The 18,576-nt window shown below is 64.9% G+C and carries 12 protein-coding genes; 7 read left to right on the forward strand and 5 right to left on the reverse strand.

Features of this window, described 5'->3' with window-relative positions:
• Positions 1–167 precede the first annotated feature (167 nt).
• From VF34_RS06445 to VF34_RS06470, 7 genes are all read left to right on the forward strand, one after another.
• On the forward strand, positions 168–10,028 hold the full coding sequence (locus VF34_RS06445) for a non-ribosomal peptide synthetase (protein ID WP_082079169.1): 9,861 nt from the start codon (positions 168–170) through the stop codon (positions 10,026–10,028).
• On the forward strand, positions 10,028–10,906 hold the full coding sequence (locus tag VF34_RS06450) for a cyclopropane mycolic acid synthase family methyltransferase (protein ID WP_032371805.1): 879 nt from the start codon (positions 10,028–10,030) through the stop codon (positions 10,904–10,906). The genes VF34_RS06445 and VF34_RS06450 overlap by 1 nt, the downstream gene beginning before the upstream one ends.
• 103 nt (positions 10,907–11,009) lie before the next feature.
• Positions 11,010–11,315, forward strand: a complete 306-nt coding sequence (locus tag VF34_RS06455; protein WP_045841110.1) for a hypothetical protein — start codon at positions 11,010–11,012, stop codon at positions 11,313–11,315.
• Between the two features lie 26 nt (positions 11,316–11,341).
• Positions 11,342–11,518 carry a hypothetical protein gene (locus tag VF34_RS24920; RefSeq protein WP_156158503.1) on the forward strand — a complete coding sequence of 59 codons (177 nt, stop codon included), beginning with the start codon at positions 11,342–11,344 and terminating at the stop codon, positions 11,516–11,518.
• Positions 11,519–11,813: 295 nt separating this feature from the next.
• Positions 11,814–12,482, forward strand: coding sequence for a chymotrypsin family serine protease (locus VF34_RS06460; RefSeq protein ID WP_045841219.1), 669 nt, complete (start codon positions 11,814–11,816; stop codon positions 12,480–12,482).
• A gap of 58 nt (positions 12,483–12,540) precedes the next feature.
• Positions 12,541–13,248: a GAF domain-containing protein gene (locus VF34_RS06465; protein ID WP_045841111.1), complete on the forward strand. Its 708-nt coding sequence runs from the start codon at positions 12,541–12,543 to the stop codon at positions 13,246–13,248.
• Positions 13,249–13,414: 166 nt separating this feature from the next.
• Positions 13,415–14,857 (forward strand): sugar transferase, encoded by a 1,443-nt coding sequence (locus VF34_RS06470; RefSeq protein WP_045841112.1) that lies wholly within the window; start codon positions 13,415–13,417, stop codon positions 14,855–14,857.
• 12 nt (positions 14,858–14,869) lie between these two features.
• Here the strand turns inward: VF34_RS06470 and VF34_RS06475 are convergent, their stop codons facing one another.
• Genes VF34_RS06475 through VF34_RS06495 form a run of 5 tightly spaced genes read right to left on the reverse strand, consistent with a single transcriptional unit; the run spans position 14,870 to position 18,436 of the window.
• A complete protein-coding gene (locus VF34_RS06475; RefSeq protein ID WP_045841113.1) occupies positions 14,870–15,934 on the reverse strand; it encodes an isopenicillin N synthase family dioxygenase in 1,065 nt (354 codons plus the stop codon).
• A 50-nt stretch (positions 15,935–15,984) separates the two neighbouring features.
• On the reverse strand, positions 15,985–16,434 hold the full coding sequence (locus VF34_RS06480; protein WP_045841114.1) for a Sec-independent protein translocase subunit TatA/TatB: 450 nt from the start codon (positions 16,432–16,434) through the stop codon (positions 15,985–15,987).
• On the reverse strand, positions 16,422–17,201 hold the full coding sequence (tatC, locus tag VF34_RS06485) for a twin-arginine translocase subunit TatC (RefSeq protein ID WP_045841115.1): 780 nt from the start codon (positions 17,199–17,201) through the stop codon (positions 16,422–16,424). The genes VF34_RS06480 and tatC overlap by 13 nt, the downstream gene beginning before the upstream one ends.
• Positions 17,198–17,404, reverse strand: a complete 207-nt coding sequence (gene tatA / locus VF34_RS06490; protein ID WP_032366957.1) for a twin-arginine translocase TatA/TatE family subunit — start codon at positions 17,402–17,404, stop codon at positions 17,198–17,200. The genes tatC and tatA overlap by 4 nt, the downstream gene beginning before the upstream one ends.
• Before the next feature lie 33 nt (positions 17,405–17,437).
• Entirely contained in the window at positions 17,438–18,436 is a 999-nt protein-coding gene (locus VF34_RS06495) for a dioxygenase family protein (protein WP_045841116.1), read from the reverse strand.
• Between the last annotated feature and the right edge of the window lie 140 nt (positions 18,437–18,576).

Raw genomic sequence — 18,576 nt, forward strand, 5'->3', positions numbered from 1 at the left:
TAGCCTAAAGGGGAGCGGCGGTTCCGGCGTACCTGTCGTCCGATCCGGGTAGAGCATTCACAGTGGGTCGACTAGGTTTGTTACGGGCGATGTAGATCGACGTTGCTGGGCGGCACGTCAGCCGAAAATTCACGCCGTCGAAGCATATGCGTTGAGGAGGTCATCGAGTGTCGCCAGAGGTTGGTGAGCTGTTCGAGGATGGCCGCTTCCCTTTGTCGGCTGCTCAGATGAATATCTATCTCGCCCAGCAGCTGGCACCGGACGTGCCGTTCACCATCGCCCAATACGTCGAAATTCGCGGCGCTATCGATCCGGCCGTACTGATCCGAGCCACGGACATCGCATGCAGGCAACTCGAATCGCCCGCAGTGCGGATCGGACTGCACGACGGTCATCCGTACCAGTGGCGAGACCTCCGGGTGCCGTACGCGATGATCTATCGCGATTTCCGAGACCGCGAGAATCCCGTCGAGGATGCTCAGCGCTACATGGACGAGCAGTACCGTCGCCCCGTCGATCTGGTTCGCGATCAGTTGATCGCCTCCGAGATCATTCAGGTGAACGATGGGCACTACTACTGGTACAGCCGCGCCCACCACATCGTCATGGACGGACTCGGCGCGATCTCCGTCCAGGAACGCACCGCGGCGGTGTACACCGCGTTGACCGAGGGCACCGAGATTCCCAAGACGCGCGCCATCGGCGTCCGCGAGATCTACGACTACGAGGCCGCGTACCCCAACTCCTCCCGCTACGACACCGACCGCCAGTACTGGCTCGGCCGACTCGACGGCCACCTCGACGCACCCCGACTGGCCGGCAACACGTACACGCGCGCGGCACCGAGCGGCGTGACGGTGAGTGTGGGTGCCGTGCTGGACGCAGACCTCACCGAAGCCGTGGCGGCCGTGGCACATCGGTACAACAGCTCCGACGTTCCCGTCGTGCTCGCCACATTCGCGCTGTATCTCGCGCGCATGACCGACACCGACGACGTCATGCTCAGCCTCCCGGTATCGGGCCGAGCCACCACCAAACTGCGGGAATCGTCCGGCATGATGTCCAACGTCGTGCCCCTGCGCATCGGCGTCGAACAGGGCGTGACCGTCGAAGAACTCCTCCGACGCATTCAGGTGGAACTCACCGGCGCGCTGCGCCACCAGCGATTCCGCGTCGAGGACATGCAGCGCGAGACCGGCGACGGCACCGACAGCGCCGCCGCGGGACGCGGAGTGTTCGGCCCCACGGTCAACATCATGATGTACAACAGCACAATTCGGCTCGGCGATGTCATCGGCGAATACCGCGTGCTCTCCAGCGGCCCCATCGACGACATGATGGTCAACGTCTACCCCGGAGTTGCCGGCACCAGCACCCGCGTCGACTTCCTCGGCAACCCGGCTCTCTACTCCACCGACGAACTCGCAGCCCATCACCGCCGGTTCCTGGCTCTGCTGCGTGCGGTGGTCAATGCCCCTGAGGGCCTTGCCGTATCGGAACTGGATGTGCTCGACGCCGCGGACGAATCCGCGTTCCTGACAGCGCGTCCAGCGGACACGGTGTCGCCTAGGCCGTTGCCGGCGCTGCTGCGACGCGGGACGGTGGTGCGTGCCGCGGGTGTCGATCAGTCCAGTGAGGACTTCACCAGGGTCGCAGAACACATTGCTGCGCAACTGATCTCGCTGGGCGCAGGCGTCGAGAAGCGCATCGCCGTGGCGATGGAACGCTCCTACGAATCCCTGCTTGCCTCGTGGTCGATCTCCACGGCTGGGGCCTCGTTCGTTCCGATCGACCCCACCGAGCCCACGGAGCGGCTGGCGACTGTGCTGACCGGCGCAGACATCGAATTCGGTATCACCACCAAGGATGTGCTGGAACAACTTCCGAACACGATCGAATGGTTCGACATCGAGGATCTGCTCGACGCGAACGAGCGTGACCTCGTGCCGCAGGCGCTGCACGTCGACAACGAGGCATACGTCATCCACACCTCGGGCTCGACCGGAAAACCCAAGGCCGTCAGCGTCACTCATCGCGGCCTGGCGCAACTGGCCGACAACGTCGTCGATCGGTATGCCGTCACCGCCGACTCACGAGTGCTGCACCTGGCCTCGCCGGTGTTCGACGCGTCCATCCAGGAGGTTCTTGCCGCATTCGCGGCGGGTGCCACCCTGGTGATCGCGCCGGCCGATGTCTACGCCGGGCCTGCCCTTGCCGCGTTCCTGGCCAGCGAGAAGATCACGCATCTGATCACCTCGCCGACGGTGCTGGCGACACTCTACCCGGCGGATCTGCACTCCATCGAGGTCTTCGACGTCGGCGGCGAAGAGTGCCCACCCACGTTGCGAGACCGGTTCGCCTCTCCCGAACGAACGATGCTCGACGCCTACGGCCCCACCGAGACAACGGTATTGGCGACACTGTCTGCCCCGATGGTCGCCGGTGAGCGCGTCACGATCGGTGCGCCACTGCCGGGTGTTCGTGCCCTGGTACTGGATTCGCACCTGCGGTCCACACCCCACGGCGGCGTCGGCGAGCTGTATCTCGGCGGCGACGGACTCGCCCGCGGATACGACGGCCAACCCGGTTCGACGGCGACGCGGTTCGTTGCAGACCCGGGCGTGGCCGGAGCGCGGCTCTACCGCACGGGCGACATCGTCCGATGGTCGTTCGACGGGTCCTCGCTCGAATACCTGGGACGCTCTGACCACCAGGTCCAACTGCACGGGCGCCGACTCGAACTCGGTGAGATCGAAGCCGCAGCAACCTCTTTCGTTGGAGTGACCGCGGCCGCAGCCGTCGTTCGCGACGACCGACTGGCCCTGTACGTCACCGGTGCCTGCGACGGGCTGGACGGTCACCTGCGGAACCGGTTGCCGGCATGGATGATTCCCCGTCACATCGTGGTTCTGGACGCACTGCCGATGACGGCAGGCGGCAAGGTCGACCGCCGCGCACTACCGGCCCCCACCGCGCCGACGGACACCGAGTACGTAGCGCCGCAGACCGCCGCCGAACGTGCTGTCGCCGCAGCCTTCGCCGACGTCCTCGGCGTCGAGGAGGTGGGTCGCGAGCACTCCTTCTTCGAGCTCGGTGGTGACTCGCTCAGCGCCACCCGAGTGCTCGCTCGTCTCGGCTCGGGAGTCTCGCTCACCGCGTTGTTCGCCGACCCCACCGTCCGCGCCGTCGCGGCCGCCATCGTTTCGTCGGCCGAGCGTGCAGTGTCGCTCGACTTGCTCGATACCGTTCTGCCGGAGCATGTTCCGCTGTCGTATGCGCAGCAGCGGCTATGGTTCCTCAACCAGTTCGACCCCACATCCCCCGCCTACAACATGCCCATCGCCATCCGGGTCGCAGCGGGCGGCGATGCTTCGTTGGTCCTGACAGCACTGCGCGATGTCGCCGAACGACACGAAGCGCTGCGTACCTACTACCCGGACGACGGCGACGGTCCGCGGCAGGTGGTGCGGCCCACCGACACCGTCCTGGTCGACGTTCCGGCCCGCACTGTGCCCGGGCATCATCTCGACGACGCCGTCGCGGCTATTGCCGGGCAGGGGTTCGACGTCGCTGCCGACGTGCCCATCCGGGCAGCGCTGCTGAGCGTGGAGGAGTCCCGCGACACCGTGGTCGTCGTGGCAGTGCACCACATCTCGATGGACGGATGGTCTCTCGACCCACTCGTGCGCGACTTCGCGTTCGCCCACGCATCACGAGCGGCCGGGCACGCACCGACCTGGCAACGTTTGCGGGCGCAGTACGGCCAGTACTCGGTGTGGAACCGGGCATCAGTGGATGCGGTTGCCGGCGAACAGCTCTCGTTCTGGACGTCGGTGCTGGGGGAGCGCGACACCGCGTTGGCGGAATTGCCGTCGGACTTCCCCAGGCCAGCAGTGCAATCGATGACCACCGACGCGGTTCCGTTCGAGATAGGGCCGGACCTACATGCGGGTATCCGTGAGCTGGCGCGGTCGAACAACGCGACCACGTTCATGGTGGTCCACGCCGCCGTGGCTGCGGCCCTGAGTCGATTCGGAACGTCGAACCGCGTGGTGGTCGGATCTCCGACGGCCGGGCGAGGCCACGAGGCGCTCGACGAGATGGTCGGAATGTTCGTCGGAACACTCCCTCTCGCAGTCACAGTGGACCCGGCCGGCAGTTTCGCCGACCTGCTGGGTGCCGTCCGTTCCGCAGACCTCGACGCCTTCTCGCACTCGGACGTGCCGTTCGAGCGCATCGTCGACGCCGTGACTACCGACCGATCTCTGGACCGGCACCCGCTGTTCCAGGTGATGCTGGCATTCGACAACGCACCGCACCGATCGGTCGACGACCTGCCGTTCTCGGTGCTGGAGATACCCACTCGCACCTCGGAGTTCGACCTCAATCTCGTGCTGGAGGAATCCTCCGCCGGACATGCCGAATCGGCCGGTCTCGTCGGACAGATCGAATATGCGCTGGACCTGTATCAGCGGGCCACCGTCGAACAGTTCGCGTCCGCGATGACGGCACTCCTGCATGCGGCGGTGTCGGACCCCGCGTTCGTCGTCGGCGACCTCGCTCTTGCCGATGCACCGACACAACCCGCCGAATCCGACACCGGCACGCTCCTCGACGTGTTGGTCCGTGGCACAGCAGATTCGGTGGCGATCGATGGCCTGGAATCGCTGGCGTACTCGGAACTCGATCGTCGGTCCAACCGAATCGCACGCCTGCTGATCGCCCACGGCGTGGGACCGGAAACCCTCGTCGCGTTGTCGCTCGAGCGCTCGGCCGAGTACATCGTGGCGCTGTGGTCCGTGGTGAAGGCCGGCGGAGCATTCGTACCGGTGGATCCCCGCTACCCGGCGGCCCGACGGGAGCAGATGCTGGGGCCCATCGAGATCGGTTTCGGCGGAACGGAACCGGGAGTGCTGTGGGTCGAGGAGAGCCACGCGCAGACGTTCAGCGAAGCGCCAGTGACCGACGCCGACCGCCTGGCCACGCTCGAACCCGCGCACCCGGCGTACGTGATCCACACGTCGGGTTCCACCGGTACGCCCAAGCCCGTCGTCGTGACGCATCAGGGTGTGTATTCACTGGCGCAGCAAGTTGTTACGCGCTACGGAGTCGAAGCGACTGCCAGGGTGCTGCACGGATACTCGGTGAACTTCGATGCCGCGGTGCTCGAGCTCGTGCTTGCATTCGGGGCCGGAGCGACCATGGTGATCGCGCCACGTGACCTCCTCGGCGGCGAGGAGATGGCGGCCTTCCTCGCCGAGCATCGGGTGACCCACTACCTGTCCACACCCGCGGTGCTCGCGACGGTGCCGCCGGTGGACGGCGTCGAGACCGTCGCCGTCGGCGGAGATGTGCTCGGTGCCGGGGTCGTCGACGAGTGGTCGCCCGGACGGTCGATGCTCAACGCCTATGGACCCAGCGAAGCCACGGTGGTGGCCACCCTGGCCGATTCGCTGCGCACCGGAGAGCCCGTCACGATCGGCCGCCCGTTAGACCACGTCGGAGCATTCGTGCTCGACGACCGGTTGCAGCCGGTGCCACTCGGCGGCGTCGGAGAGCTGTATCTCGCGGGGTCCGGCGTGGCTCGCGGCTACCGCTCCGACCCGGCGTCGACCGCCGCGCGCTTCGTCGCAACCGACGGCGGTGCCCGGATGTACCGGACCGGTGATCTCGTCCGACGTGAGCTGTCGGGACTGCTCGACTACCGCGGCCGGCGCGACGACCAGGTGCAGATCAACGGTGTGCGCATCGAACTGGGAGACATCGAGAGCGCACTCAAGGCACATCCCGACGTCAGCGCAGCAACAGCACTGGTGGTCGACAACAGAATTCATGCCTGGGTGGTGGGAATCAGCGAGTTCGACGCGGCCCAGTGGCTCCTGGACCAGCTGCCGTTGTCGATGCAGCCGGCCGTCATCACATCGATCGATCGTATTCCGTTGACCGGCAACGGAAAGGTGGACAAGGCTGCCTTGCTTCCGGCGGTGCCGTCGGACTCCGAATCGGGGGCCGGACGTACGTTGACGCAGGACGTCATTCTCGGAATCTTCGCCGACACGTTGGGGGTCGACGTGCCGGCCGTCGACAGCAATTTCTTCGTCCTCGGCGGAGACTCCCTCGCGGCCACCCGCGTATCCACCCGCATCAGTGCGGTTCTCGGCGTTCGGGTTCCGGTGCGGACGGTATTCGAGGCCCCCACCGCGGCGCAGCTCGCGTCGGCGATCGAGTTGCTGTCCGACAACTACACCGCGCTCCCTGCGCTGGTGCACCGCGCCGATGCGCGCTCCTACTCCGGCCTCGCGCCGGCCGAGCGACGCATCTGGCTGCAGAATCGATACGACCCGACATCGGCGGCCTACAACATCGCCTTCGAGGTGACGCTTCCGGAAGGCCTCGACCTCGAGGTACTGCGTTCGGCGATTGCCGATGTGCTGGAACGGCATACGCCGCTCCGCACGGTATACCCGTCGACGGGCGATGGGCCCGTGACCGTCGTCCTCGATCCGCAGATCGTACTCTCGACACTGGACGACGCCCATGCCGGCATCGGCGGGGTGGCACAGCAGGGCTTCGACCTGACCGTCGAGGCACCGCTACGACTCATGCTCGCCGAACGTCGCGGTGAGCGCGTGCTGACCGTCGTCGCCCACCACATCGCGGTCGACGGCCTGTCGCTACGCCCATTGAGCCGCGACATCGAGACGGCTCTGCTGTCTCGAACGGCCGGAGCTGCACCCCAGTTCACTCCACTCGCCGTCGACTATGCGGACTACCGCGTGTGGCAACGCGACGTCCTGGACGCGGTGGCCTTCGACCAACTCGACTTCTGGCGGCGCACCCTGGCCGGCCTGCCGGAATTCCTCGACCTGCCCACCGGCACTCCTGACGCCGAGCAGGAGGCGTCGGGAGTCCAGTTCGCCATCGACGCAGACACTCTCGCGAGTCTGCGGTCGCTCGCGCATCGACTGGGCGCGACGGTCTTCGTCGTCGTCCATGCGGCGCTGGCGGCCGTACTTGCCGAGGCCAGCGGCACGCGGGACATCGCCATCGGAACTCCGGTGTCGGGCCGAGCAGACCCAGCGCTCGACCACCTCGTCGGCATGTTCGTCGGCACCGTCGTCCTGCGGACCGACGTGGATCCGGCGACGACGTTCGAGGACTTCATGACCGAGGTGCGCAACCGCGACCTCGATGCTTTCGCGAACTCGGACGTCCCGTTCGAGTGGGTAGTGGACGCGGTGCAACCCACCCGCGCCGTCGATACCCACCCGCTGTTCCAGGTGCTCCTGGCCTTCGGCGACGTCAACACGCCCACAATCGAATTGGGCCAGAGCGCCGTCAGCCCGCGCCGGGTGGACATCACGGCGACGCAATTCGATCTGGAATTCGTGGTGGAAGAATCCGATGCCGGGCTGCTGGGCACTCTGGCGTACTCCGCCGACCGGTTCTCCCGGGCCGTCGTCACCGGACTCGCGGAACGTCTGACCACGGTGTTGAACACGGTCGCCGCGGCACCGGACCTTCGGCTCGGCAGCGCAGAATTCGGTCAGGGCGGATCGGCTGTCGTGTCCCGTCGAGACGGCACGGCCGACCAGTCCACACTGACGCAAGTATTCGTGCGGGCGGCGAGTAGCTGGCCCGACAACATCGCGGTCATCGACGATGCACGATCGGTGACCTACCGCGAGCTGGACAGAGAATCGAATGCACTGGCCGACAAGCTCGTCCGGGCCGGCGCTGAGCTGGGATCTCTGGTGGCGATCGCCCTGCCACGGTCCGTCGAGTACCTCACCGCGATCTGGGCCGTGGCCAAGACCGGTGCCGGCTTCTTGCCGATCGATCCATCGCAGCCCGCTGCACGAGTACGGGAGATTCTCGATCGCGCAGCCCCCGTCGCGGGAATCGCATCCGTGGACTTTTTCTCGGCCGGAAACGACTGGCTGACGGTCGACGATGACGAGCTCGACCACTTCCAGGTACGCGCAGTCCCCGTCGACAGCACGGCGTACGTCGTCTACACCTCGGGATCCACCGGGGTGCCGAAGGGCGTGCGGGTAACGCACCGCGGCATCGCGAATCTTGTTCAGAGCCAACGAGACCTGTTCGACGTCGAGCCGACATCCCGCGTGTTGCAGTTCGCGTCACCGAGTTTCGACGCGTCGATCTTCGAGACACTGATGGCCGTCGGGGCCGGAGCGAGCCTGGTGATCGTGCCGCCCGAGGTGCATGGAGGGCGTGAGCTCGAAGCGCTCATCGACCGGTACCAGGTGACCCATGCTTGCCTCACGCCGACCGTGCTGCAGGTGACCGACTCTGCGGCTCTGCCTTCTCTTCGTGTGGTCGTCATGGCCGGCGAGGCCGCCAATTCTGCACTGCTGCAGCGGTGGTCGCAGGATCGTTCGGTGTTCAACGCGTACGGGCCCACCGAGGGCACCGTCATGAGCACCTGCACCACACATCAGCGCGACTGGGCATCGGCTGCGGTGACCATTGGGGAACCCACTCTCGGATTCGACACGGTGGTTCTCGACGCCCGTCTGCGACCGGTGGGCACCGACGTCGTGGGGGAGCTGTACCTGGGCGGGGCCGGCCTGGCCGAAGGGTACGTGGGCGACGCTGCGTTGACGTCGAGCAGCTTCGTCGCCAATCCGTTCGGTGACGGCAGGCTCTATCGCACCGGCGATCTGGTGCGGTGGGTGGCGCGCGAGACCGGACGCGAACTCGAATACCTGGGCCGAGTCGATTCACAGGTGAAGATCCGCGGCCATCGCGTCGAACTCGCCGAGGTCGAGGCGGCATTGCTGCGTCACCCGACTGTGCGTCAAGCCAGCGTGATCGGGCATGCGAACTCGTTGGCTGCTTACGTGGTGGGTGCGGTCGAACCGCGAGAGACTCGCGACTTCCTCGCGCGAACGGTGCCCGCCTACATGGTGCCCAGCACGGTGACCGTCGTGGATGCACTGCCGATGACGTTGTCGGGCAAGGTCGATACGAGCGGGCTGCCCGAACCCACAGTGATGTCGACCGAACGACGCGCGCCGGTCTCGTCCACCGAAGTACTCGTACACACCGTGTTCTCCGACGTACTGCACATCGCCGCCGACGACATCGGCATCGACGACAACTTCTTCGACCTCGGTGGGCATTCCCTCTCGGCGGTGCAGGTGATGGACGCCCTCGGCGACAAACTGAGCCGTCGAATTCCGATCAGTGCATTGCTCGAGCACCCGACGATCACGGCACTGGCCTCGCGCCTCGACATGGACGATGGGGACATCGAACCGAGTGGCGCGTTCGATGTGCTGCTGTCCCTGCGGACCGACGGCGTGGGCGCACCTCTGTTCTGTGTGCACCCGGCCATCGGAATTGCTTGGAGCTACCTGTCTTTGCTCGGGGAGACGGACCGACCGGTGTACGGCCTGCAGGATCCGGGCATCTCGAACCGCGACGCTGCGCCGTCGTCGATCGAGGAGTTCGCTTTCGTATACGTGCGTGAAATCCGAAAGGTTCAGGCGCACGGGCCTTATCACCTGCTGGGGTGGTCGCTCGGCGGTGTGATCGCCCACGCGGTGGCCGTGCAGTTGCAGTCGGAAGGCGAGGACGTCGCGTTGCTGGCCCTCGTCGATGCGCAACTTTCCGCCCCCGACGACGCCGAGGAATTCGGCGTCGACGATCTGGCTCGTCAGCTCGGGGTCGAGGCGACCTCCTTCGAGGACATCGTTGCCGAATTGCGGAGTACGCGAACCGAACTGACTTTCCTCACCGAGGACGATTTACGTGCCATGTATCGGCCGGTTGCCTCCGCGCCCAGCTGGGTCGCGCCGTACGAGCCGGCGGTGTACGCGGGCGATGTCCACTACTTCGCCGCCCGCGGCTCGGACGGCGCGAAGCACTGGACGGGCCTCGTCGACGGGCGGATCTCGGTGACACAGGTCGATGTGGAACACGAAGACATGCTGGGCGAGCAGGGTGCCCGTGCACTAGGCCGAGTGATCGGCGCCGATGCTGTGGGGAAGGGTGTGGCGTGATGAACCAACAACTGGAGCCGTTCGTCGACGATGTGCGGGCGCATTACGACCTGTCGGACGATTTCTTCGCGCTGTTCCTCGATCCGAGCATGACGTACAGCTGCGCCTACTTCGAGCGTGACGACATGACGTTGGAGGAAGCGCAGACGGCCAAGATCGACCTTGCGCTGGGCAAGCTCGATCTGAAGCCGGGCATGACACTGCTCGATATCGGTTGCGGCTGGGGAGCTCTCGTCAAACGCGCGGTGGAGAAATACGACGTCAATGTCATCGGTCTGACGTTGAGTCGAAACCAGTACGACCGTGGTCGCGCGCTCGTCGCGGATCTCCCGACCGAACGCAACGTCGACATCCGGTTGCAGGGCTGGGAAGAATTCGACGAACCCGTCGATCGGATCGTCAGTATCGGCGCGTTCGAGCACTTTCGACGTCAGCGGTATTCGGCGTTCTTCGCCAAGTGCCGCTCGGTGTTGCAGCCGGGCGGTCGAATGTTGTTGCACACCATCGTCATCACGCCGCCCGATCCGGCGTCGGGTGCAGGCGGACTGACGCGTGAGGATGCGCACTTCTCTCGCTTCATTCTGCGCGACATCTTTCCCGGTGGGCAGTTGACGTTGGTCAAGGTGGTGAAGGCGAAAGCGGCCGAGGCGGGATTCGAGTTGCTCCGCGAGCACGCGCTGGGACCACACTATGCGCGGACACTCGACACGTGGGCAGAGAAGCTGATCGCGTCCAAGGACGAGGCCATCGCACTGTCGTCGGAAGCGACCTACGACAAATACGTGCAGTACCTCACCGGGTCGTCGGAGCGATTCAAGAACTCACGCATCAACGTTGTGCAGTTCACCCTCGAAGCCGGGGACACGCCTGCGGAGTGATGGTGCGACCAGTCCTTGACTGGGGAGGTCAACTAGGTACTCTGGCTAACGACAGTGGCCATGTTCGTAAAATGCGGGGCAGCGGTTGGGCCGGGGTGGAGACATGAAGAGCATCCGGACTCCGTGGGGTGTGACCCTGCCGTCAGTGGTCTACGCGGCAGTAGTGTCGCTGGCCGTCACGCTTGGATCCGCGTTGACGATGGCACGACTCGACTTGCCCTGGTGGGCATGGGTTGTCGAGTTCTTGCTCTTGCTCGCGGTCACGTTCTCGATCACCGAAACTAACGCCACCCCAGCAGGCGACGGGATTTTCACCGTGACCAACGCACGAACACTTGCTCTGTCCGGCGGTGGCCTGGTGCTGTTCGTCGTCTTGGTCGTAATCGTTCTTGTCTTGTGGTCCGAGTGAGACTGCTTCCGATGTAGGAGGAATCCGTGCACACAGTGTTCTGGGCACCACGTTTTGCGGTTGTGTACTTTCTCGCGGCTCTGGCGGCGGTGGTCCTGTTCACTGCCATCGGTGCGAACATGGCAATAGCGGCTCCGCCGATCCTGGCCCTCATCGGGATGGGAGTTGCCGTGTTGATTCGAAGTCGCACGGTTCGTTCGTAATGCGTTCCTGACGCCGGCTCGCAGTGACATCGCTTGACTACGCGGCGTCCTTTTCAGGTGGTGGTTCCTGTGTCGATCTGATCGTGGACTCGGTTGCCGACTCTTCGACGTCGGCTCGACGGATGCCACGACCGATCCACACGGCAACGAGCGCGCCGATCAGCAACCACACGGCGACGATGCCGACAATCCACCACACAAGTCGCATTCGTAGCCGGGCGCTGGTTGGATGGGCGTGAAACGCGACAATTGTCGCTCGCCCCGAACCGACGTTCATCGACGAGGAATGCCCACCATGAAGACTGCTCGATTCGGTGTTGTCAGTGGACTGTTCACCGCCCTGGTTCTCGCGTTCACCGCGACGTCCGCTGGCACCGCAACCGCGGCGCCACTTCCGGTCGTCGGCCCCGGTAGTGGGTTCGTCACCACCGGAGGCCTCGACGATCTCACCGTCTGTTCCATCGCGGCCGTCGGCTACGACGACGCGGGCCGACTCGTCGCACTCACCGCAGGCCACTGCATCCTTCGGTCGGGACTCCCCGTCACGCTCGTCGGATCGCCCGCGGCCCCGGTCGGCACTACCGCCGTCGGACATTGGGGGCCGGATTACGGCGTCATCGTTCTCGACCCCACCAAGGTGACACCCGTCAACAGTCTGGGTGGAATCACCGTCACCGACATCGGTACCGCATCGGTGGGGCAGCCCGTCTGCAAGACCGGGCTCGGCAGCGGAGTGACCTGCGGCAGCATCGTCGACGCCCGCGGCAGCGACCTGATGTCCGACGCCCTCACCGTCTGGGCCGACTCCGGTGGGCCACTGGTCGTCGGCACCACCCTCGTCGGGATCACCAGCCACGCATCCGGGGTGCCGCTGATCAGTCCCACCGCGTACGCGTCGGCAGCGGAATCCGTTCGGCTGCTGAATCAATCGGGAGAGCCGGGAGCCGGTTTCCGCCCAGTGTGAGCCGGGGTGGCCGCCGATCGCTGCGCGTAACAGAGCGGAGTGAATCACCGTCCGATAGGTGGACTTGGGAAAAACCGGATTCGGAGATCGAATCAACAGGCTGTTGACGCACCATGCCGACAAGGCCGGCGAGTCCCTCAACACCTACGCACGTCGGGCAATCATCACTCGGCTCGTCACCGAACTCGAACGAGAGTCCTCACCGGAAGTGGCCGCCGTGCTCGCGGACGCCCGTAGTTTCGAATACGAGAACATCGAGTTGTCCGATCCCGATTCGACGTCACTTCCGCAGACGTACCTGCAGATCGGCGACGTCGACCGTCTCGCCGCCGTACGAGCTACGGGCATGATCGGCAGTTCTCGTGACGAGCAGTTCGACAAACTGGCCCGGATGACCTTGCGAGCCATGGGAGCACAGGGTGCGTCGATCTCGTTCGTCGACGATCACACGCAATTCATCAAGGCCAGCGTCGGAACATCGGGAACGGCAGCGCAGCCACAGACCGTAGCGGTGGAGCGGTCGGCGTGCCGTGTCGTGGTGGAAACCGGCGAAACGCTGGTGGCACAGGACATTCGAGAGCATGCGCTACTGGGGGATCACGCGACTGCGGATCTGATGGCCTATATGGCAGCGCCGATCAAGTCCGACTCGGGTTTCACCGTCGGAATGCTGGATGTGTGGGACTACCGGCCACGTAAATGGACGTCCGGCCACGTGAAGACCCTCGAAGACATCGCCTGGCTCATTCAACAGCGAATTCGTTGACAGCAGCGCTGTTTCGACAGTGACGATGCTTGCGTTGCACGCCGGAAGAACGTGAAGGGTGATATGTCTTCGGTGTACGAAATGTCGACTGCCGAACGGCAACACCGCTCTGAGGACATGAAATTTGGAAGGACCGGATATCGAGTCGAACTCGCGCGGATCGACGATGACGATATCGACACCGCAGTCAGTGAAAGCCCGCTTCGGGAGGAACGTATCGGATCGAATACGGAGCAACCCTGTTCGTACGATCCTCACCGTTCTCTTCGACGTGCTCGCCACCGCCATCGGCGTAGCCGAAGGTGTCCACTGGAGCTCCGGCAGCGTCGCTGCGTTGGGTTGGTACCCATGGTTGTTCGTGCCCACGGTCATTGTGCTGCTCGCGTCGAGAAAGCTCTACCGGCGTGGGCTTCGACGAAACTTCATCGATGAAATCGGCCCGGTTCAATCCGCCGTCGCTTTCGCGACCCTGATCACGCTCGCTTTCATACTGGCCATCGAGACTCCCTATCGCCCAGGTGCAGTCATGGTCCGTGTGTGGCTGTGCGCAGCGGTTGCGCTCGCGATCGCGTGCCTGGCACGGGCGTGGGGGCAGCGCTGGTTTCGCGCGAAACACCATGCGAGTGCACCGACTGTCATCGTCGGTAGTGGTCCCGTCACAGAGCAACTGGCGCGCAGAATGAAGCAGTCCTCCGAATACGGGATGGATCTCGTCGGGACAGTCGACTCCTCGCCCGACGTCGACCCCTCTGTGCAACACGGGCTTTCGTATCTGGGACCGCTCACCGACCTGACTCGAATACTCCGAGCGCATCGGGTGGAAGAGGTGGTGATCGCGTTCGCGTCGGCTCCGCACGAACAAATAGTCGACGCGATCCGTGCAGCACAGCATGCCGGTGCCCGCGTCTGGCTCGTACCCCGCATGTTCGATACCGTCGGAATGCACGCGCGCATAGAGCATCTGGGCGGGCTGCCCCTGATGGTGTTGCGGCATGTCGATCCGAGGGGGTGGCAGTTCGTCCTCAAGGGCGCGCTGGACCGGGTCGCTGCGGGACTGGCTCTGCTGCTGCTGTCGCCGGTGTTCCTCGTGCTCACCGTACTGGTACGGGCGAGTTCCCCCGGGCCCATCTTTTTCGCGCAAGAACGAATCGGCCGAGACGGAGTTCCGTTCGACTGCTTGAAGTTCCGATCCATGCGGCCACCACGTGACTCCGATGCGGACTTCGTCCGGACCGAGGGAGCGGCACCCGGCGGTGTGGAAGGCGTGGATCGACGCACCCGGATCGGCAAGATCATGCGGCAGACCTCGCTCGACGAGCTGCCGCAGCTCATCAACGTGCTGCGCGGCGACATGAGCCTGGTCGGCCCCCGTCCCGAGCGGCCGGAGTACGTCGACCTGTTCGCAGCGCAGATCAGACGCTACGGCGAGCGACATCGCGTCAAAGCGGGTCTCACCGGATGGGCTCAGGTGAACGGACTACGCGGTCAGACCCCCATCGCGGATCGGGCGGAATGGGACAACTACTACATCGAGAACTGGTCCCTCCGGCTCGATATCAAGATCGTCTTTCTGACGTGCATCGCCGTGCTCAAGAGGTCGGAAGACTGACCGACGCGTCCGTCATCGGCCTTCCGCCGCGCGTACGCGTGCGGCCTCGCGGACCGCGCCGACATTCGCCTTGCCCTGCCGCGATCCGGCGAGCTTGGCGGCGATGTGATCGCGTACCGACACCGGCTCGTAGGCCAGGCCGGAATCCGCGTCCAGGTGGGACGGCAACGTGGAGATCACCGCGTCGACATTGCCGTCGTGGAAGAACGCTGCCGACCGCCGACGCACGATCGTGCCGTCGACGACGGGTGGCTTGACGCGATGCAGAGTGGACAGCCACCGGTCGTTGGTCAATCGCGCAGTGAGGTCTCCCAGGTTCACCAACAGCGCTCCGTCACGAGGAGCGACGTCGTGCCACACGCGGTCGGTACCCAGCACCTGAAGACCGGCCACCTGGTCGGCCCACAACACCGTCACGATCCCGAAATCGGTGTGCTCGCCCATCCCGGTGAGGTCACCGTCGAGGGTGACCATGCCCTCGGGCAGGGCGTAGTTGTTCATCCGCAGCACGTCGATCGAGTGGTCAGTGAGAGTGTCGAAGAAGTCGACCGGTAGCTCGAGTGCCGCAGCGAAGATTCCGGTGAGAGTGCGGGCGACCCGAGACGCCTCGGCGAAATACCGTTCGACGTCGCGTTGGAAATCAGGCAGCTCGTCGGGCCACACGTTGATCCCGTAATCCGACTCGTCCAGATCGAGGGAGTCGAAGGACCGCGCTTCGACCCCCACATTGAACGCCTCGAAGAAGTCGTTCATCCGCGATGCCGACTCGACTCCCACACTGAGGCTCAATGATTCGCTCTTGGGCGGGCTGTATCCACGATTCGCGTCGGGTATCCGGTACTCGTTCTTGGTCGCAAGCGGCAGCGCGAAGAACGAGTCGATGGACCGCGCCAGACCGTCGAGTACATCGTCTCCGATGCCGTGCCCGACGATCTGCATGAATCCGGAACGGGTGCAGGCATCGTCGATCTGGGCCACCACACGACCTCGGGCTACCGCGTCGGCCGTACTGCCCGAGGCGAAGGGACCGATGTCGATCGTGGGGATCTCGAACTCGTGTGCACGGTGATCGGACATCGGCGTTCACTCTCCTGGAGTCCTGGCTGCTGAGCCGACAATTTACCGCCTCAGCACGCACTTTCGCGCGTCGATGCCTCGGCCGCGATCCGGCGTGGATCGTTCTCGGGCAGTGACTCGATGAGCACGCGACGCGGATGCGATGACGGTCCGGTGATCAGATACTTCTGACCGGGTCGCACTCGGGCGGCCTCTGCGACCAGATCTGGATCAGCCGGTGTCCCCGTGTCGTTCTCTCGCAGAGCGTCGTTCTCTCGCAGTGCGTCGGCGACAATGCGGCGTGGGTCGTACTGCTTGAGGTCCAACGACTCCCACTCGCTGCGGCGCAGCGGGACGCCCATCTCGGCCTCCGCTGTGCTGCGGGTGCTGTCGACGAAGTGCCGCAGCGTGCGCACCGCCCGTCCGAGTCGGTGGGCGTAGCCGGGCAGTCGTTGCGGGCCGAGGATGAACCCCGCAATGATCGCGACGAGGAACAACTTCTCGAATGTCAGGCCGAACATGATGAATTCTCCTGTGCAGTAGCACGTCTGGACGATCGTCTGTCGTGTATCTCGGTGATCGCGAGAGCCGCGCCGAACAGGGTGACCATCGGCAGCGCGACGAGGAACATGGACAGCACGTCTGCCGCGGGGGTGACCAGCGCGCTGAACAGGGCGATCGCCACCACGCTGACACGCCAACTGCTGCGTAGCCTGTGCGCGGAGACGATGCCGAGGCAGTTCAGCATCACCAACACTGCCGGCAGGACGAAGGCGATACCGGTTGCCAACACGATCTTCATGACGAAATCCACGTAGTACGACGCGTTGAGGATGGTGCTGTCCTCGTCGGAGGAGAAGCCCGCGAGCACGCTCACCATGCGAGGGAAAATGGTGAACCCGAACGCGCACCCGGCGACGAACAGTGGGGTGGCGGCCACAGAGAAACTGAGAACGTACTTCTTCTCGCGACGGGTCAATCCTGGAGTGAGATAAGCGAAGATCTCCCGTAGCCACACCGGACTCGACACGATGACGCCGGTGAACAGTGCGATCCGCAGCTGGAGGTCGAATGCGCCCGTGACGGTCTCGAAGTTGAGGCTGGCCTGGCGGGACAGCGCCAGTTCCTCGACGGGGCCGCGGAGGATGTCGAGAATCCGATCGGAGGTTGCGAAGCCGATCACGACGCCGACGAGCAGCGACACCGCCGCACGGATCGCACGGCGACGTGCCTCGCGCATGTGCCCGGCAAGGGGCATCGCACCCCGCACGGCGGTGGCTGCGGTCATGAGGCGTGTCGGTACGGAACCGGGACCGAGACGTCGTCGGGCGTCGCCGATGTCTTCGCTTTGTCCTCACGCACTTCGTCTTTGAGGATGCGCATCGACTGACCGACACCCTTGGCGAGCGAGGGGAGTTTGGTCGAACCGAACACGAGCAGAACGATGGCGAGAACGACGAGGGCGTGCCATCCAGTGAGGTTGTGCAACATGATGTTTCCTTCGGTGGGTAAGGTCGGGGAGGGTCAGTTGGTGGGAGCGGTTCCGGCAGGTCCGCCGGCAGGGGGTGTGCCGCCCATCGGCGGTTGTCCGCCACCCGCACCGCCGCCGGAAGGCGCTGCGCTCATGGCGGGCTCGGTGGTGGTGTCGATCGCGACTGCCAGCGAGCCGACGTAACCGCTCGTGGGGTCGCCGGTGAAGGTGCCCATCTCCAGGTCGTAGCCGTCACCGAACACGTTGTCGTTGTCGAGACTGCCGAGCTGGGCCAGGTTGCTCGCGGAGCCCGGATAGGTGTCGAGCTGGTAGATGTCGTTCAGGATCTCCTGCGGAAAGGCGACCTGCGACGTGGCAATTGCGTTCTCCGCGTTGGTTGCCGACGCTGCGTCGGGGTAGACCTCGAAGTGCATGTGCGTCCAGCGGCCGGAGTAGCAGCCGGGCACGATCGTGTCGAAGGTGGCACTCCCGCTCGCATCGGCCGTCTGTACACCGCGCAGGTACGTCTCGTCCTCGGCACCCTCGGAGTACATCGAGTACTTGCCGTTCGCGTCGCACTGCCACAGGTACACCGCTGCCCCCTCGAAGGGGCGGTTGTCGTTCGCCATATCGGTGACGGTGAACGTGAACGACAGTGGGACACCGCTGACGGTGGTGCCACCGTCGAGGCTCGACGTCACGTCGCGGCGAACGATTCCCGATTCTTCGAGAACGTTGACGCCGTTGGTGCCGTCGGCGGGATACGGGCCGTTGGTCTCCTGCGGAATCTCGCGCGTGGCCGAGGCGGTGGTCGCCGTCGTCGATGCAGCTGTGGTGGTGGTACTTCCGGCGTTCGACGTACTCGAGCACGCCGCAAGGGCGAGTGCTCCGGCACCGGCTCCGACGATGCTCAGAACACGGCGGCGGGTCAGAAGGGTGGTGATGTCGAAAGCGGCACCCTGATCGACCACCTCCTCGTCGGGACGGTCGAGCAGTCGACCTTCGTACGCGGGTCCGTCGGGGGTGTTCGTGGGTTCGGGAATGCGAGGCATCGCGCTCTGTCTCCTTCGATGTGGCACTGGATGTTTCGGTAGTGCCAATACTCTGCGGAGATCCGGGGAGAACCCTGGGCTCCGGCTGGGAGGTTCCTGGGAGCCCGATTCGCGGTTAGGGCAAGCTAAGGCTAACCTCT

Origin of the sequence: Rhodococcus sp. PML026 (assembly GCF_000963615.1) — a bacterium.
Taxonomy (GTDB): Bacteria; Actinomycetota; Actinomycetes; order Mycobacteriales; family Mycobacteriaceae; genus Rhodococcoides; species Rhodococcoides fascians.

What these genes read in the sequence shown, in the direction of transcription:
- VF34_RS06450 (WP_032371805.1), top strand. Translation starts at nt 10,028, where the DNA reads ATGAACCAACAACTGGAGCCGTTCGTCGACGATGTGCGGGCGCATTAC.
- VF34_RS06455 (WP_045841110.1), top strand. Translation starts at nt 11,010, where the DNA reads ATGAAGAGCATCCGGACTCCGTGGGGTGTGACCCTGCCGTCAGTGGTC.
- VF34_RS06460 (WP_045841219.1), top strand. Translation starts at nt 11,814, where the DNA reads ATGAAGACTGCTCGATTCGGTGTTGTCAGTGGACTGTTCACCGCCCTG.
- VF34_RS06470 (WP_045841112.1), top strand. Translation starts at nt 13,415, where the DNA reads ATGACGATATCGACACCGCAGTCAGTGAAAGCCCGCTTCGGGAGGAAC.
- VF34_RS06475 (WP_045841113.1), bottom strand. Translation starts at nt 15,934, where the DNA reads ATGTCCGATCACCGTGCACACGAGTTCGAGATCCCCACGATCGACATC.
- VF34_RS06480 (WP_045841114.1), bottom strand. Translation starts at nt 16,434, where the DNA reads ATGTTCGGCCTGACATTCGAGAAGTTGTTCCTCGTCGCGATCATTGCG.
- tatC (WP_045841115.1), bottom strand. Translation starts at nt 17,201, where the DNA reads ATGACCGCAGCCACCGCCGTGCGGGGTGCGATGCCCCTTGCCGGGCAC.
- tatA (WP_032366957.1), bottom strand. Translation starts at nt 17,404, where the DNA reads ATGTTGCACAACCTCACTGGATGGCACGCCCTCGTCGTTCTCGCCATC.
- VF34_RS06495 (WP_045841116.1), bottom strand. Translation starts at nt 18,436, where the DNA reads ATGCCTCGCATTCCCGAACCCACGAACACCCCCGACGGACCCGCGTAC.